The 14792-nt window shown below is 64.3% G+C and carries 12 protein-coding genes and 2 pseudogenes; 12 read left to right on the top strand and 2 right to left on the bottom strand.

Annotated features, from left to right (window positions below; translation table 11 throughout):
• Positions 1 to 111: 111 nt before the first annotated feature.
• A complete protein-coding gene (locus HYH08_RS31550) occupies positions 112 to 1473 on the top strand; it encodes an FAD-binding oxidoreductase (protein WP_220013730.1) in 1362 nt (453 codons plus the stop codon).
• Between the two features lie 98 nt (positions 1474 to 1571).
• Here the strand turns inward: HYH08_RS31550 and HYH08_RS31545 are convergent, their stop codons facing one another.
• Complete coding sequence (locus HYH08_RS31545; protein WP_220013729.1) at positions 1572 to 2459, bottom strand: LysR family transcriptional regulator; 888 nt, start codon at positions 2457 to 2459, stop codon at positions 1572 to 1574.
• A 183-nt stretch (positions 2460 to 2642) separates the two neighbouring features.
• Here HYH08_RS31545 and HYH08_RS31540 point away from each other — a divergent pair, with 183 nt between their 5' ends.
• The 8 genes and pseudogenes from HYH08_RS31540 to HYH08_RS31505 all read left to right on the top strand — a co-directional run bounded on the left by HYH08_RS31540 (position 2643) and on the right by HYH08_RS31505 (position 11074).
• The gene (locus HYH08_RS31540) at positions 2643 to 3617 is read left to right on the top strand and encodes an NAD(P)H-dependent flavin oxidoreductase (RefSeq protein WP_220013728.1); all 975 of its coding nucleotides are present in this window, start codon (positions 2643 to 2645) and stop codon (positions 3615 to 3617) included.
• Between the two features lie 105 nt (positions 3618 to 3722).
• Positions 3723 to 4583: pseudogene (locus HYH08_RS31535) on the top strand (ABC transporter substrate-binding protein); the annotation flags it as partial.
• 15 nt (positions 4584 to 4598) lie between these two features.
• Positions 4599 to 6116: pseudogene (locus HYH08_RS31530) on the top strand (acyl-CoA synthetase); the annotation flags it as partial.
• A gap of 187 nt (positions 6117 to 6303) precedes the next feature.
• Entirely contained in the window at positions 6304 to 6624 is a 321-nt protein-coding gene (locus HYH08_RS31525; RefSeq protein WP_220013726.1) for a hypothetical protein, read from the top strand.
• An 18-nt stretch (positions 6625 to 6642) separates the two neighbouring features.
• Complete coding sequence (locus HYH08_RS31520) at positions 6643 to 7269, top strand: hypothetical protein (protein WP_220013725.1); 627 nt, start codon at positions 6643 to 6645, stop codon at positions 7267 to 7269.
• Between the two features lie 221 nt (positions 7270 to 7490).
• Positions 7491 to 9266, top strand: coding sequence for a flavin-containing monooxygenase (locus HYH08_RS31515; RefSeq protein ID WP_220013724.1), 1776 nt, complete (start codon positions 7491 to 7493; stop codon positions 9264 to 9266).
• Between the two features lie 62 nt (positions 9267 to 9328).
• The gene (locus tag HYH08_RS31510) at positions 9329 to 10306 is read left to right on the top strand and encodes a peptidyl-alpha-hydroxyglycine alpha-amidating lyase family protein (RefSeq protein WP_220013723.1); all 978 of its coding nucleotides are present in this window, start codon (positions 9329 to 9331) and stop codon (positions 10304 to 10306) included.
• A 210-nt stretch (positions 10307 to 10516) separates the two neighbouring features.
• Positions 10517 to 11074: an HNH endonuclease gene (locus HYH08_RS31505; protein WP_008142962.1), complete on the top strand. Its 558-nt coding sequence runs from the start codon at positions 10517 to 10519 to the stop codon at positions 11072 to 11074.
• Between the two features lie 42 nt (positions 11075 to 11116).
• Here HYH08_RS31505 and HYH08_RS31500 read toward each other — a convergent pair whose 3' ends face one another.
• Positions 11117 to 12118 carry a glycoside hydrolase family 16 protein gene (locus tag HYH08_RS31500; protein ID WP_220013722.1) on the bottom strand — a complete coding sequence of 334 codons (1002 nt, stop codon included), beginning with the start codon at positions 12116 to 12118 and terminating at the stop codon, positions 11117 to 11119.
• A gap of 320 nt (positions 12119 to 12438) precedes the next feature.
• On the opposite strand from HYH08_RS31500, the gene HYH08_RS31495 reads away from it, so the two are divergent.
• The 3 genes from HYH08_RS31495 (at position 12439) to HYH08_RS31485 (ending at position 14774) form a co-directional block, all read left to right on the top strand.
• Positions 12439 to 13695, top strand: coding sequence for a glycosyltransferase family 87 protein (locus tag HYH08_RS31495; protein ID WP_220013721.1), 1257 nt, complete (start codon positions 12439 to 12441; stop codon positions 13693 to 13695).
• Positions 13696 to 13828: 133 nt separating this feature from the next.
• On the top strand, positions 13829 to 14050 hold the full coding sequence (locus tag HYH08_RS31490) for a dodecin (RefSeq protein ID WP_220013720.1): 222 nt from the start codon (positions 13829 to 13831) through the stop codon (positions 14048 to 14050).
• 100 nt (positions 14051 to 14150) lie between these two features.
• Positions 14151 to 14774, top strand: coding sequence for an HAD family hydrolase (locus tag HYH08_RS31485; RefSeq protein WP_349631479.1), 624 nt, complete (start codon positions 14151 to 14153; stop codon positions 14772 to 14774).
• Positions 14775 to 14792 lie beyond the last annotated feature (18 nt).

Raw genomic sequence — 14792 nt, 5'->3', positions numbered from 1 at the left:
CCGCGGGCAAAAGAGCAGGAATCTTCACGAGGCCGCCCGCCCCCCTGACGTACATCCCGGTTTCGCTGCGATGAGCTTGTGGCTCTCACGGCCGAACCGGAGATCCTGATCATGTTGACTTCGATTGAACGCGGGCTGGCCGATCTCAAACAGAAGCTGCCGGGCCTTGTTTCAACGCTGGGAGACGCCGGCTACGCGTCGGCAACCGGCATCTGGGCCAAGCAGGTCGACATCGCGCCGCGCGCAGTGGTTCATTGCAAGAATGCGCTGGACGTTCAGGCTGCGATCCGCATAGCGCGCGAGCACGACGTGCTGGTATCGGTGCGCGGCGGTGGCCACGACTGGGCCGGGCGCGCGTTGTGCGACGGGATCGTGATTGATCTCGGCGGATTGCGTAGCGTCGCGGTCGACGCTGATCATCGCAGCGCCACGATCGGAGGTGGCGCACGCGCCGCTGATGTGACCTCGGTCACCGATCCGCTCGGGCTCGCCGTCGTGGCCGGCTCGGCGTCCAGCGTCGGCATGACAGGACTGACGCTGGGCGGCGGGTACGGTCCGCTGATCGGACGGTTCGGTCTTGCACTCGACAATGTGATTGCAGCCGAAATCGTGCTTGCCGATGGCAACATCGTCTCCGCAGAAGCGTCCCGCCATGCCGATTTGTTCTGGAGCCTGCGTGGCGGCGGCGGAAATTTCGGTGTAGTGACCAGCATGCGCCATCGCGTCCACGCGATGCCAAGCGTGCATTCCGGCATGCTGGTCTATCCATTCAGCGAAGCAACATCCGTGCTCGAACGATGTGTGCAGATCGAAGCTGAGGCACCCGAAGCCCTGACAGTCCAGCACCTCCTGCTCGCCGATCCCAACGGGACGGTGATGACGATGGTCGTTCCGACTTGGTGCGGCAATCCCGACGAGGGCGAAGCAAGATTAGAACCCTTTCTCAGGCTCGGAACCCTGCTGGCAGGACAGATCGAGCGGAGATCCTATGGCGCGTTGCTCTCGATGTTCGACGCATTCATCGCCGATGGCTTGCGGGCGGTGATGGACACCTGTTGGCTTCCAGCGTTCGATCGCAGCAGCGTTGAAGCGGCCGTCAACGGCATGACAAACGCTGTCTCGCCGGGTTGTGCGATCATCACCCATGGATTCCGGGGGGCCGCCTCCCGCGTCCCTGAGGACGCAACTGCCTTCGGCCTGCGGCGCGACCACACGCTGGTGGAAATGCTCGCGACCTTTCCGGACCGATCCGACCCGACGGACCATCCCCGGCATCAGAAATGGGTGCGCGCCACCCGAGAGGCATTCGACACGGCACTGCCGGGCGGATATCCCAATCTTCTCGGAAGGGACGACCATGACCGCGCGTCGCACAGTTATGGGCACAACGCCCGAAAGCTCCTGGAGGTCAAGCGCCGCTACGACCCCGAAAATGTCTTCCATTCCGCTATTCCGCTACCACACGCGACGTGACGGCAGCATCGGAGACCCGGCGCACGCGCGGCTACATCGTCTCCGTTCAACTGTACAACGGCGCCGCGCACCGAGCGGCACCATGACGTATGCGCGCATCAACCCCGTAGCCGTTCGCGGTCGGCCCGGGCACATTCCGCGACGAAGTCGACTACGGCACGCACTGCGGACAGCTCGACCAGATCGGGATGGGCGAGCAGCCAGAGGTCGGCGACGCTGACGAGTTTTTGCGGCGCGATGCGCACGAGGTCCGGATAGCTTTCCGCGACGAAGCAGGACAGCGCGGAGATCCCGATCCCTGCCCGCACCGCCGCCAGCATGTCGCCTTGCGAAGAGCAGCGCATCACTACGGTGCCCTGGCGCGTGATCGCATCGCTCCAGCGCGCCAGCTGCGCGTTCGAATCCTGATCGGCAAAGCCGATGACGCTGTGCCCCTTCCACTCGCCGCTGCGTTCCGGCAGCGACCGGCCGGCAGCATAGTCGCGCGAGGCGTAGAAACCGGTGCCGAGACGGCCGACCTTGCGGCCGACCAGATTCTCCTCGCCGCTGTCGACCGGCCGCAGCACGACGTCGGCCTCCCGCCGGCGCACGCTGGCCGGAAACGGATGGGTGATGATCTCGAGCCGGATGTGATCATGCTCATCCAGGAAGGACCGCAGCCGCGGCATCAGCCAGTGCGAGGCCAGCGTCGCGCCGATCGACAGCTTGACCGTGCCGCGCGCCTTGCGCCCGCCGGCGCCGACCGCCGCCTCGGCCCGCAGCGCGGCGGCGGCCATCGCCTCGGCATGCTCGCGCAGGGTCCGGCCGTCGGCGGTGAGCACGAATCCATCCGCGGCACGCGCCAGCAGCTTTGTGCCGAGCTGCGCCTCCAGCGCCGCGATCTTGCGGCTGACGGTCGGATGGCTGGCGTGCAGGCGCTTGGCCGCGGCGGTGAAGCTGCCGGTGTCGGCGACCGCGACGAAGGTCTTGCAGAGGTCCCAGTCCATCGCCCGCCTCCGTTCAAATCTGAATACTCGCTTGTTCAATATTGAACGATCCCCTGCCCGCCGTCCAATTCTATAGTGGGGTCAAAGCGCCGGGTGGCGGAGACCGCGCCCGCGCGACAATCGACATGGAAGCGCTCACTCCCCGGCCGGCAGGCCGGTGATGCGCGTCGTCAGGAGGATCGGATGGCACTGCCCGCCCTGCTCAAGAACAATCTGGAGCTGCCCGTCGTCGGCTCGCCGCTGTTCATCGTCTCCGGCCCGGAGCTGGTGATCGCACAGTGCAAGGCCGGCGTGGTCGGCTCGTTCCCTGCGCTCAACGCCCGTCCGGTCGAGAAGCTCGACGCATGGCTGAGCCGCATCGCGGACGAGCTCGGCGAATACAAGTCGCGCAATCCCGGCAAGAAGGTCGCACCCTACGCCGTCAACCAGATCTGCCACGCCTCCAACGACCGGCTGATGAAGGACATGGAGACCTGCGTGAAGCACAAGGCGCCGATCATCATCACCTCGCTGCGGCCGCCGGCGGAGATCGTCGAGGCCGCACATTCCTATGGCGGGCTGGTGTTCCACGACGTCATCAACGTCAAGCATGCGCGGAAGGCCGCCGAACAGGGCGTCGACGGCCTGATTCTGGTCTGCGCCGGCGCCGGCGGACATGCCGGCACGCTGTCGCCCTTCGCGCTGGTGCGCGAGGTCAAGCAATGGTTCGGCGGCGCGATCCTGCTGTCGGGCGCGATCAGCGACGGTTTCGGCATCGCCTCCGCACTGACGCTGGGCGCCGATCTCGCTTATATGGGCACGCGCTTCATCGCGACGCAGGAAGCCAATGCCGACGAGGCCTACAAATCGGCGCTGACGCAGCACGCCGCGCACGATATCGTCTACACCAACCTGTTCACCGGCGTGCACGGCAATTATCTCGGCCCCTCGATCGCCGCCGCCGGGCTCGATCCGGACAATCTCCCGGTCGCCGACAAGACGAAGATGAATTTCGGCTCCGGCGGCAACATGAAATCCAAGGCCTGGCGCGACATCTGGGGCTCGGGCCAGGGCATCGGTCAGATTACCGACGCGCCGCCTGTCGCCGAGCTGGTTGGCCGTATGAAGGGCGAGTTCGAGCAGGCCCGGCAGGATTTCCTGATGCGCGCCAGCGCCTGACGGTTCGGACTGATAAAAAAGAACGGGAGGACATCATGAAGCTGGCAGCCGCAATGATCGGCCTATCGATGCTGACGCTTGCAGCGGAAGCCGTCCATGCCGAAGGCAGCGACGAGATCCCTCAACGCCAAGAAGGTGCCGCAGCTGTTCGTGCTGTCGGGCGCGACCAAATGGGCCGATCCGCAGAAGAACCCGTGGACGATGCCGGGCATGGCGGCCTACGAATCCGAGGGCGTCGTCTATGCCAAATACGTCCTGCAGGCCAAGCCCGACGCGAAGATCGCCATCCTGTCGCAGAACGACGATTTCGGCCGCGACTATGTCGCGGGCTTCAAGCGTGCGCTCGGCGCCAAGGCCGCCAGCATGATCATCGCGGAAGCGACCTACGAGACCAGCGCGCCGACGATCAGCTCGCAGCTCTCGACCTTGAAAGCCTCGGGCGCCAACGTGCTGTTCGGCGTCGTGCTCGGAAAGTTCACCTCGCAGATGATCAAGGGCGTCGCCGAGATCGGCTGGAAACCCGAGCTATTCTTCGTGCCGACCTCGGCCTCCTCGATCTCGTTCCTCGAGCCGGCGGGGCTCGACAACGCGGTCGGGCTGATCTCATCGAGCAACCAGAAGGACACGATGGACCCGCAATGGGCCGACGATCCCGGCGTGAAGGACTATTTCGCCTTCATGAAGCAGTACATGCCGAATGCGGACCTCTCCAACTCCAACTACGCGGCCGGCTACCACTACGCGACGCTGCTGATGACGGTGCTCCGCGCGTGCAAGGACGATATCAGCCGCGACAACATCATGCGCCAGGCAGCCTCGCTGAAGGAAATCAAGTTGCCGCTACTGCTGCCGGGAATGGCTGTCACGACCGGCCCTGATGATTATTTGCCGTTCCAGCAACTTCAGCTCCGCCGCTTCAACGGCAAGAGCTGGGTGGGATTTGGCGACGTGTTGGACGATCGCTAGGCTCGCGCGAGACAAGGACACGCCATGATCATCAGCGGCGAACGCCGGATCGGCTATGACGAGATTCACGCCCGCGTCAGGCGGGCTGCAAGCGGGCTTCGCGCCGAGGGCCTCGCCGAGGGCGCGCCGGTCGCCATGATGCTGCGCAACGATTTTGCGCTGTTCGAGGTGGTCGCGGCCTCCGCCGCGCTCGGCAGTCCCGTGGCGCCGATCAATTGGCATCTCAAGGCCGAGGAAGTGCGCTACATCCTCACCGACAGCGGCGCAAAAATCCTGATCTGCCATGCCGATCTGCTGCCGCAGATTCGCTCGGGTCTGCCCGCCGATGTCCGCCTCCTCGTCGTCGCAACGCCGCCTGAGCTCGCGGCGACGTTCGGGATTGGTCCTGATCTGACCGAGGTCCCGGCCGGACTGACCGATTGGGACAGCTGGCGTGACGGTCATCCGGAAATGCAGGAGCCTCCCCGCCGGGCCGCAGCGATGATCTACACCTCGGGAACCACAGGCATGCCGAAAGGCGTGCGGCGCAAGCCATTGCAGCCCGAGCAGGCCGCCGCCGCCGAACGGATGGGCGCGATCTCCTATGGCATCAAGCCGAACGACAACCAGGTCGTGCTGATCAACGGGCCGATGTATCACTCCGCCCCGCATTCCTACGGCATGCTGGCATTCCGCAGCTTCTGCACAATCGTGCTCCAGGCGCGCTTCGACGCCGAGGAGCTGCTGGCGCTGATCGAGCGCCATCGCGTCACCCATATTCACATGGTTCCGACCATGTTCGTCCGGCTGCTGCGGCTGCCCGAGGAGGTCAAGCAGCGCTACGACCTCTCCTCGCTACGCTTCGTCGTGCACGGCGCCGCGCCCTGTCCGCCCGAGGTCAAGCGCGCCATGATCGACTGGTGGGGACTGGTCATCAACGAATATTTCGGCGCGACCGAGACCGGCATCCCGGTGTGGCACTCCGCCGAGGAGGCGCTGAAGAAGCCCGGCACGGTCGGCCGCGTCATCGAAGGCGGCATCGTCAGGATCTTCCGCGAGGACGGCAGCCTCTGCGGCGTCGGCGAGGTCGGCGAGATCTACATGCGCCAGACGGCGGTGCCGGACTTCGACTATCACGGCAAGGCGCAGGCACGCGCGGAGGCCGGGCGCGACGGCCTCGTCAGCGTCGGCGACGTCGGCTATCTCGACCAGGACGGGTATCTGTTCCTGTGCGACCGCAAGCGCGACATGGTGATCTCGGGCGGCGTCAACATCTATCCGGCCGAGATCGAGAACGTGCTGATCGGAATGCGAGGGGTGCGCGATTGCGCCGTGTTCGGTATCCCCGACGCCGAATTTGGTGAGCGGCTGTGCGCCTGCATCGAACCGGAGACGGGCGCGCAGCTCTCCGCCGCCGCGGTGCAGGCTTTCCTGCGTGAGCGGCTGGCGAACTTCAAGGTGCCGAAGGAGGTCCAGTTCCTGGATGCGTTGCCCCGCGAGGCGACGGGGAAGATTTTCAAGCGCAAGCTGCGCGACCCCTATTGGGCGGCATGATCAGGAATCCGTCTCCAAAATATCTGAACGAGACATATCGGCAGTAGTTCCTGCGCGACATCATGTCACGCGATGATCATGCTCGTGCTCGATGCACGTCGGTCGTTGCGCTTTGATCGCATCGCGTAGCAACCAATCGGAATCTCGTCTGTTGTCGCCCGGCACAATCAACTGTCGGAGGACAATAATGTCACGTCTACCCATGCTCGCCGCAGCACTCCTGCTGCTGGGATCAGCGCCCGTCGGCGCACAGTCGCAGCCCGCGCAAAGCGGTCCCGGCAACAACGCGGTCAACAGTTCAGATCACAACAACTCGAACGCCCCCGTCGCGGGCCGCAACAGCTTCACCGAAGGACAGGCGAAATCGAAGATCGAAGCAGCCGGTTATTCCAACGTCTCGGGCCTGCAGAAGGACAACGACGGCGTCTGGCGCGGCAAGGCCGACAAGGCCGGGACCAAGTCGGACGTGAGCGTCGACTTCCAGGGCAACGTGAATCCCGCCAAGTAATCCGGAGGAGGATAAGACATGACGACCACCATTTCTCGACTCTACGACAATTATTCGGACGCGGAACGTGCAGTCGCCCGTCTCGAGTCCGCCGGAGTGCCGCACTCCGACATCAGCATCGTCGCCAACAATTCGGACAATTGGTACGGCAGCTCGACCGGCAAGGTCGATCGCGATGGCGACGGCGTCGATGATCGTGCCGAAGGCGCGGGCACCGGCGCCGGAGTCGGTGCAGGCCTCGGTGGCGCTGCCGGCCTCCTTGCGGGGCTCGGGCTGCTGGCTATTCCCGGGCTCGGACCGGTCGTCGCTGCGGGCTGGCTGGCATCGACGGCCGCGGGTGCCGCAGCCGGCGCTGCAACGGGCGGGATCGTCGGCGCGCTGACCCAAGCCGGCGTTTCGAGGGACGATGCGTCGCGCTACGCCGAGGGCGTCCGCCGCGGCGGAACGCTGGTCTCGGCGAAGGTGCCCGATCAGGACCGCTCGCGCCTCGATGCCCTTCTGCATGAGAGGTCGGTGAACCTGCAGGATCGGAGCGCGGCCTGGCAAAAGGCCGGCTGGACCGACTTCGATGCCGCGAGCCCGCCGCTCTCGCCTGACGACGTCGGTCGTGAACGCGAACTGTATGGTGCGGGCACGCGAAGGTAATTGGCTTGCCACCTGTAGGCTGACTGGCACTCAACGAGAGAGAAAGGCTCCACCAAGGTGGAGCCTTTCCATTGTGTGGATACCAAGACGCTGCAGGGCCGCATTCCGCCTGAGCAGGGCCACATGCTCACATTGCTCGGGTAAGGCGCTTTTGGCAACTGTCGAACCGGTATAGCGTCGGCCTCAGAGGAAACGCCGCGAAGACGGCCACGAGGTCACGCATGCTGGACAGGACGCAGGATATTTCCGTCGCCGCGCAAGCCTGGCTCGACACGTTCGAGCGCGCGCTTGGCAGACCCGATCGCGAAGCGCTCGACCGCCTGTTCGTTGGCGAAAGTTTTTGGCGCGACGTGCTGGCGTTGAGCTGGAACCTGCAGACGCTTGCCGGCCGCGATGCGATCGCCCAAGCGCTGAACGTGCTCGCGCCCAAGGCGGCACCGACCAGCTTCAAGATCGCCCCGAACCGCGCGCCGCCGCGCTGGGTGATGCGCGCCGGGACCAACAACATCGAAGCGATCTTCAATTTCGAGACGGCGATCGGTCGGGGCAGCGGCATTCTGCGGCTCATTCCCGATGCTGCCGACGGCGATCAATTGAAGGCGTGGACGCTGCTCACCGCGCTCGAGGAGCTCAAAGGATTCGAAGAACAGCTCGGCACCTCGCGGCCGCGCGGCCAAGCCTATTCGCGCGATTTCCGCGGGCCGAACTGGCTCGATTTGCGCAATGCCGCGCGCGACTACGGCGATCGCGACCCGGCCGTGCTGGTGGTCGGCGGCGGCCAGGCCGGGCTTGCGATCGCAGCGCGGCTGAAGCAGTTGAAGGTCGACACGCTGATCGTCGATCGCGAGAGCCGGATCGGCGACAATTGGCGCAAGCGTTATCACGCGCTGACCCTGCACAACCAGGTGCAGGTCAATCACATGCCCTACATGCCGTTCCCGCCGAGCTGGCCGACCTACATCCCCAAGGACAAGCTCGCCAACTGGTTTGAAGCTTACGTCGATGCGATGGAGCTGAATTTCTGGACCGGCACTGAGTTCGAGGGCGGCGCCTACGACGAGGCGAAAAGCCACTGGACCGCAGCCCTGCGCCGTGCCGACGGCAGCAAGCGCACCATGCATCCGCGCCACGTGATCATGGCAACCGGCGTCAGCGGTATCGCCAATATCCCTGACATTCCGACCCTCGATAGATTCAAAGGCACGTTGCTGCATTCCAGCTGCTACGAGGACGGCGAGAACTGGACCGGCAAGCGCGCCATCGTGATCGGCACCGGCAACAGCGGACATGACATCGCGCAAGACCTTCATTCCAGCGGCGCGGAGGTGACGCTGGTGCAGCGCTCGCCGACGCTGGTCACCAATATCGAGCCTTCGGCGCAGCTGGCTTATGCGACCTACAACGAGGGCACGCTCGAGGACAACGATCTCATCGCGGCCTCGATGCCGACGCCGCTGGCGAAGAAAACACATGTGATGCTGACCGAGCAGTCCAAGGAGCTCGACAAGGAGCTGCTCGACGGCCTCCGCCGCGTCGGCTTCAAGCTCGACTTCGGCGACGCCGGCACCGGCTGGCAGTTCAAATACCTCACCCGCGGCGGCGGCTATTATTTCAACGTCGGCTGCTCCAACCTGATTGTCGAGGGCGCGATCAAGCTGAAGCAGTTCGAGGACATCGAGAGCTTCACGGCCGACGGCGCGCGGATGAAGGACGGCGCGGTCATTGCCGCTGACCTCATCGTGCTCTCCACCGGCTACAAGCCGCAGGAAATACTGGTGCGAAAATTGTTCGGCGACGGCGTTGCCGACCGCGTCAGCCCGATCTGGGGTTTTGGCGATGGGTTCGAGCTGCGCAACATGTATGTGCGGACTGCACAACCCGGCCTGTGGTTCATCGCCGGCAGCCTTGCGCAGTGCCGGATCAACTCGAAATATCTCGCGTTGCAGATCAAGGCAATCGAGGAGGGGATATTAGGGCGTGAGGCGGGCTCGGCTTGAGCTCCATCGTCATTGCGAACGCGGCGACAATCGCGCACTCGCACGAAGAGAAGGGATCATAGATGCCAGCTATTCTCGGCACCGGCGAGCACCGCTACCGCGTCGTCGACAATTTCGCAAAGTTGCCGGACGGCTGGATGCTGACCGACGTCGCTTCCGTCGCGGTCGATAGCAAGGACCACGTCTACGTCTTCAACCGGGGCGAACATCCGATGGTGGTACTCGACCGCGAGGGCAATTTTCTGCGCAGCTTCGGCGAAGGCCTGTTCTCCCGGGCGCATGGGCTGCATATCGATGCCGACGACAATCTCTACTGCACCGATGACGGCGATCACACCGTGCGCAAATGCACCAACGAGGGCGAGGTGCTGCTGACGATCGGCATGCCGGCGAAGCCCGCGCCATTCATGAGCGGGGAGCCGTTCCATCGCTGCACCCACACCGCGCTGTCGCCGAAGGGCGAGATCTACGTCTCGGACGGCTATGGCAATGCGCGGGTGCACAAATACACGCCGGACGGCAAGCTGATCAAAAGCTGGGGCGAGCCGGGCACCGATCCCGGCCAGTTCAACATCGTGCACAACATTGCCACCGATGCCGACGGCTGGGTCTATGTTGCCGACCGCGAGAACCACCGCGTGCAGGTGTTCGACGGCGAGGGCAAATACGAGACGCAGTGGAACAACCTCCACCGTCCCTGCGCGCTGTGCTGCTGCGGCGGGGCCAGGAGCCCGACCTTCGTGATCGGCGAGCTCGGTCCCGGCCTCGACATCAACCGCAAGGTCCCCAATCTCGGCCCGCGACTGTCGATCGTGGATGCGCAGGGCAAGCGCATTGCCCGGCTCGGCGGCGAGGACGGCCCGGGGGTTGCCAGCGGCAAATTCCTGGCACCGCACGGCATCGCGCTGGATTCGAGGGGCGACATCTATATCGGCGAGGTCGGCGTCACCAACTGGACCACGAGTTTTCCGGATGAGGAGATGCCGCCCGTCGTCCGCGCAACGCGGTGTCTGCAGAAGCTGGAGCGGGTACGGGAGTAGCCGCGCAGGGACACCACGCGCTGGCGAAGGCAGTTCCGCGCCAGCCCCAAGCCTGCCCCGGATCGCGGCTTTTTGAGCGCTTTGCCACCCCGCCGCCGCATTGCATGCGCCTGAATAAGTCGCTCGACGGGCTTCACAATCCCGTCACGCTGCATGTAGTATGTCAACACATGCTGCTTCGCAGCGTATATTGGAGGCCGGGAGCGTTACTTGAACGCACATGTCTCGCAAGGCAGTTGGCCGGTGCTGGTCCTCAACGCGGACTTCCGGCCGCTGAGTTACTACCCACTGTCTCTGTGGTCGTGGCAGGACGCGATCAAGGCGGTGTTCCTCGACCGCGTCAACATCGTCGCGCATTACGATCAGGCGGTTCACAGCCCCACGCTGCAAATGCAGCTGCCGAGCGTCGTCTCGCTCAAATCCTTCGTCAAGCCGACGACGCATCCAGCCTTCACCCGGTTCAACGTCTTCCTGCGCGATCGTTTCGCCTGCCAATATTGCGGCTCTCCGGAAGACCTTACCTTCGACCACATCATCCCGCGCAGCAAAGGCGGCCAGACCACCTGGGAGAACGTGGTCGCGGCCTGCTCGCCCTGTAACCTGCGCAAGGGCAACCTGACACCGGCGCAAGCAAAGATGTTTCCGCGCCAGAGCGCGTTCGCGCCGACCGTGCATCAGCTCCACCGCAACGGCCGCCTGTTCCCGCCGAACTATCTGCACGATAGCTGGCTGGACTATCTCTACTGGGATACGGAGCTGGATCCGTAGGGACGGAAATGCGGTTTGGCGTTTCTTGCGGCATTCGACCCGCTATCTCCGCGCCTGCTCCATATCGATTTGATAAGCGGAAATCCGGTCGATCTCGAACGCGACGCGCGGCGGCGATTCCGCATCGACCTGACTGACGCCGGGAAAGAACTTTGATCCGATCGCGAGATTGACGATCATGTACATAGGATCGTCGAAGCCGATCGGCACCTTGATGTCGGACACCGGCTTGCGGTCGATGAAATAGACCAGGCGGTCTTCCTCCCACAGCACACCGTAATTGTGAAAGGCCTTCGAGGCATCGCCGACCGCGAAGTCGAAGCCGCAGGACTGGATCTTCTGGGTCGATGGAATCCGCCAATGCGTGGTCATGACGAGATCGCCGGGGAGCCCGCCACGGCCCTCGAGCACGTCGACCTCCGGCGGCCAGCCGCCGTCATCGGCCAGCATCCAGAACGCCGGCCACACCGCGTGGCCAACCGGCACCTTGGCGCGGATTTCGAAATAGCCGTGCTTCTGCGCGAACGTGCCCTGCGTCGTCAGAATTCCCGAGATGTAGTCGTTGTTGAACAGCACGGATTTCAAGTCCGGCGGCGTCCGGCTGGCGACGATCGAGAGCACGCCGTCCTTGACCTTGAAGGGATCGAGCCCGAGCGGCGTCTCCGCGCGCCCGGCGTAGCGTGGATCGACATAGATCTGCTGCTCGCCATTGGCGCTGGTCTTGCGCTTGAAGTCGGAGCCGTCGCCGCCCCAATAGCGGGCCTCCGGCCACGCCGCACCGCCGGCATAATGCGGCACCCAGCGCCCATGCGAGAGAGGATGCTCGTCGAAATCGTCGCTGAACGTCCGGCGCAGCGAAAGGAAGGCGAGCGAGGCGGGATTAATGCTCTCCAGCCTCCGGCATGCGATCGTCGAAGGATCGGTGGTGACCTGCAGCGACAGGCTTCGCGGCGCGTCATGAAGCCCGTCCTGCGCGACGTCAGGCACCGGCACGACCGACAAACCGATGGCAACCAGAGCGCCCCTCGTCCAACTGTCGATCATCGCCGCACATCGAACCTGCCGAGAAACTCACCGAGGTTAGCTTGCCTGTTCCGGAACGGGCAAGCGAGCCCAGCCGGCGCGCCCGGGCGATTTCGAAAAGAACGTTCACGTCAATCGGCAGAAAATCGAGCCCCTGCCGGGCCCAAGATGGGCCACGAGCCGGACCGATTCCTGCGCCTGCTGTTCCGGCAGGGAGGCGCTGCCGCCAAAATCCTTCCGGATTCGTTACCGTCCCTTAAGCCTCGAATGGCAGTTTGGCAGGGATCTGCGGACCCCGCCCGGCCGGCCGCCCATCCGTCAGGTTCGAGGTCTCCGCCGCCATGCTCGCCGAAACCCTGGAACAGGTTCGCCTCTCGCCGTCGAAGCGGACCACCTATGTGCGCTTCATCCTGGCGGCACTGGCGGTGATCGTGGCTTTCAAGACGTTCTGGTTTGCCCGCTTCGGCGGCTGGGCGGACCGCGAGCTCGCCGATTTCGACGCCTTCCACATCGTCGCACAGCGTGTCTGGCGCGGCGATCTCGACCAAGTCTATCATTTCGAGGCGCTGCTGAAGATGCAGATGGAGGCCGCCGGCGGCATGACCGGGTTCATGCCCTGGACCTACCCGCCGCAATACGCGCTCCTTGTCGCGCCGTTCGCCTTCCTGCCAGTCGGCGTCGGCTATCTCCTGTTCACGATTGCAACGCTCGCGCTCTATCTCGTGACGCTGCGCGCGATCTCGGGAGCGAATTTCGCGCTAGCGCTGGTGATCCTGTTTCCGGCGCTGGCGATCACCATCGGCTGCGGACAGAACGGCTTTCTCACCGGCGCGTTGCTGGCGCTGGTCTGCCTCAACCTCGAACGGCGGCAATGGCTCGCCGGCCTTGCGCTTGGCGCGATGGTGATCAAGCCGCATCTTGCGATTGCCGCCGGCGTCTATCTGCTCGTGACGCGGCGCTGGATTGCGCTTGGAACGGCCGCGAGCGTCGTGTTGACGAGCTCCCTGCTCTGCACGCTCCTGTTCGGCTGGCAGATCTGGCTCGCGTGGCTAGGTGCGATCAGGGAATCGGCGAGCTTTCTCGAACAGGGTTTCTATCCGCTCTTCCGGATGATCTCGACCTATGCGGCGCTGTACAAGGCCGGCTTCCCCGCGAGCGCCGCCTTCTGGGGACAGATGGCCGTTGCGGGGCTGGCCTTGTTCGCCATCGTGCTCGGAATGCTGCGCCGTGTTTCGTCCAAATTCGCTCTCGGCGTCACCGTGATGGTGTCGGTGATGATCAGTCCTTACGCCTATGATTACGACCTGCCGATCCTCGGGATCGGCCTCGCTTTGGCCTTGCCCGATCTTGCCAAAATGGCGAGCCCGCGCGAGCGCAATTTGATCTACGGGCTGATCCTGATTGCCGGCGCCTATGGGCTGCTGCAATCGGGGCGACTGGCCGTGCAGTTCGGGCAGAAGGCAGATCCCAGTCAGCATTTCGCGCCGGCCATCGGCGGCTTCGCGCTGATGGCGCTTCTGGTTCTGCTGCTGCGGCTGGTGTGGCGCGGGACGGAGCCTGCGTCCGTCCTGCCGCAGGCGGCGCCCGCTACAAAATAGTTTGGCTTCCCCAGGCGGATCCCCGCACCTGACGGAACCCGTGACGTTGGCGCCCGTTCAGTTGGGAACGATGCAACAGCGCGCGGCTTCGCATGGCCGCGCCTGCCGCGGCGTAACCAAAGGGAGGCACGTCATGCCCACAACTGAGCAGGATCACGTCTACAAGATCCTTGAACTGGTCGGATCGTCCGAAACCTCGATCGAGGATGCGATCAAGAACGCGATCAGCCGCGCCGCCAAGACCATCCGCGAGATGAAATGGTTCGAAGTGGTGCAGACGCGCGGCCACATCGAGAACAATACCGTGGGTCATTATCAGGTGACGCTGCGGGTCGGCTTCACTCTGGAGGAATAGACCACTTACGCGTTCGGCCCGCATCCGGATTTGTCGGCCGGATTTCGGTAAGGTATGAATCTCGTGCTGGCCGGATGTTCGGCCATCCGAGAGCTCCGCCGTGACCGATGACATCAAGTTCGTCCTGTTCGACATGGACAATGTCCTCTGCGACTACGACAGGGGCAAGCGCGTCGCGTGTCTGGCGGAGCTTTCAGGATCGACCAGCGCGTTCATCCACGAGGCGATCTGGGGCAGCGGTTTCGAGCTGCTCGGCGATTCCGGCACGCTCGATACCGCCGACTATCTACGCGGCTTTGGCGAACGCATCGGCTATCCGTTATCGCTCGAGGAGTGGGTGGAGGCGCGGCGCCGTTCGATGCAGGCCGATCGCGCGATGCTGGAGATTGTCCGTCGTCTGCGCGAGACCGTCGACATTGCCATCCTGACCAACAACACCACCCTGGTCGCTGACCATATCGACACGCTGCTGCCGGAGTTGCGGCCGCTGTTCGGCTCCAAGATCTACGCCTCGGCCCGGTTCAAGACGGCAAAGCCGGACCCGCACTGCTATCGCCTCTGCCTGTCGGAGCTACAGGCGGAGCCGAAGACCGTCCTGTTCGTCGACGATCTCGCTGCCAATGTCGCCGGCGCGCGCAAGGCGGGCCTGCTCGCACATCACCACTCGTCAGTGGAGACTTTCAGGCAGGCGCTTTCGGAATACGGCCTGCTTCACGACCAATGAAGCGTGCTCCGCCTGACT

Source organism: Bradyrhizobium sp. BR 10289, assembly GCF_019455385.1.
Taxonomy (GTDB): Bacteria; Pseudomonadota; Alphaproteobacteria; order Rhizobiales; family Xanthobacteraceae; genus Bradyrhizobium.
Note: the sequence above shows the minus strand (reverse complement) of the source record. Positions and strands in the feature narration are given on the sequence as shown.

Excerpts from the sequence above, each read along its gene's own strand:
- HYH08_RS31550 (WP_220013730.1), top strand. The coding sequence starts at position 112 with ATGTTGACTTCGATTGAACGCGGGCTGGCCGATCTCAAACAGAAGCTG.
- HYH08_RS31545 (WP_220013729.1), bottom strand. The coding sequence starts at position 2,459 with ATGGACTGGGACCTCTGCAAGACCTTCGTCGCGGTCGCCGACACCGGC.
- HYH08_RS31540 (WP_220013728.1), top strand. The coding sequence starts at position 2,643 with ATGGCACTGCCCGCCCTGCTCAAGAACAATCTGGAGCTGCCCGTCGTC.
- HYH08_RS31525 (WP_220013726.1), top strand. The coding sequence starts at position 6,304 with ATGTCACGTCTACCCATGCTCGCCGCAGCACTCCTGCTGCTGGGATCA.
- HYH08_RS31520 (WP_220013725.1), top strand. The coding sequence starts at position 6,643 with ATGACGACCACCATTTCTCGACTCTACGACAATTATTCGGACGCGGAA.
- HYH08_RS31515 (WP_220013724.1), top strand. The coding sequence starts at position 7,491 with ATGCTGGACAGGACGCAGGATATTTCCGTCGCCGCGCAAGCCTGGCTC.
- HYH08_RS31510 (WP_220013723.1), top strand. The coding sequence starts at position 9,329 with ATGCCAGCTATTCTCGGCACCGGCGAGCACCGCTACCGCGTCGTCGAC.
- HYH08_RS31500 (WP_220013722.1), bottom strand. The coding sequence starts at position 12,118 with ATGATCGACAGTTGGACGAGGGGCGCTCTGGTTGCCATCGGTTTGTCG.
- HYH08_RS31495 (WP_220013721.1), top strand. The coding sequence starts at position 12,439 with ATGCTCGCCGAAACCCTGGAACAGGTTCGCCTCTCGCCGTCGAAGCGG.
- HYH08_RS31490 (WP_220013720.1), top strand. The coding sequence starts at position 13,829 with ATGCCCACAACTGAGCAGGATCACGTCTACAAGATCCTTGAACTGGTC.